We start from the raw sequence: 1,013 nt of genomic DNA, 5'->3' as shown, positions 1-1,013 counted from the left end.
TAGGGCCTGACAGTTTGCATGCTCGATCAAGAGACCATTTTTAGGAGAACGATGAGTAAGACAAGTGCCGGATACGGCAAAGAGGGAGCCGCGCTTCACACTGCGGTCACGGCAGACTTTGTGTTGGACTCTGACGGCGCGCGGATTCTGGATATGGCTTGCCGGACGGTTGACGATCTTTCGTCGCTTGAGGGGGCTCTGGTGGGCGCCGCGGTCATGGTGCCCGGCAGTATGGGCCAGGAGCGAGTGAATCCGTTGTTTGCCGAGGTTCGTGCGACCCGCGCCCTCGTGGGTCAGTTGTTGGGCCGGCTGAAGCTCCCCGACGAGGATGCAGCAGCCGCTAAGTCTGAGTACAACGGGAACCGGGCGCGCAAGGCTGCCGGTGTTCGGTGGGGGCACTAATGGCGGCCCGTAGACGTTCGACCATGGCGCTTGCGACTCCCCCTGATCGGCTCTCTGATCGAACCCCGACTGCTTGGCTTGCGCCCGCCGAGATCGACAACATGCGGGATCTCTTAGCTCTCGCCGCTGCTGCGGATGCTGGGCCGTCGCGCAAGCTGATGCAAGAGGCGTGGAGGGCCTTTCACGGGGCTTGGGGCTACTCCGGTCCCATTGATTCCCTAATCGCTTGGTGGGCCTCTGAGCGCCGTCAGCGCGCTTGCGTCGAGTGGGTGCGCGCCCATCCTGGCGGGGAGCTAACCGACTTCGGCCCGTTCCTCGACGGGGAGATCCCCGATGTCTGACGCACCTGGGGGAAGTCCCCCAACAGGCTCGACGCCCCGGTCCGTCGGGGAGCCCGAAAAAGTGTTCGACGGGTTCAAGACATTCACGGATCTCATGACGGTGAATGCGCGCGAACTCGAGCAGTACGGAATTGAACTGTAACTAGCCCCGCTTGTTGTCCTCACGGATGACAGGCGGGGCTTTTTGTCGTGCTCCCCGCTCCCCGAGCGCACCGGCTATTCTTCACTAGGCACCCGCTCCCGTCCCCCCACGGTTGAGCGGGTGCTCTC

1 protein-coding gene is annotated in these 1,013 nt (G+C 63.1%); it reads left to right on the top strand.

Features of this window, described 5'->3' with window-relative positions:
* Nucleotides 1-51: 51 nt before the first annotated feature.
* Nucleotides 52-402, top strand: a complete 351-nt coding sequence (locus QMG61_RS17385) for a hypothetical protein (RefSeq protein ID WP_283495585.1) — start codon at nt 52-54, stop codon at nt 400-402.
* Nucleotides 403-1,013 lie beyond the last annotated feature (611 nt).

It is taken from the genome of Cryobacterium sp. PH31-AA6, from assembly GCF_030063195.1.
Classification (GTDB): Bacteria; Actinomycetota; Actinomycetes; order Actinomycetales; family Microbacteriaceae; genus Cryobacterium.
This window is presented reverse-complemented; position numbering and strand designations above follow the sequence as displayed.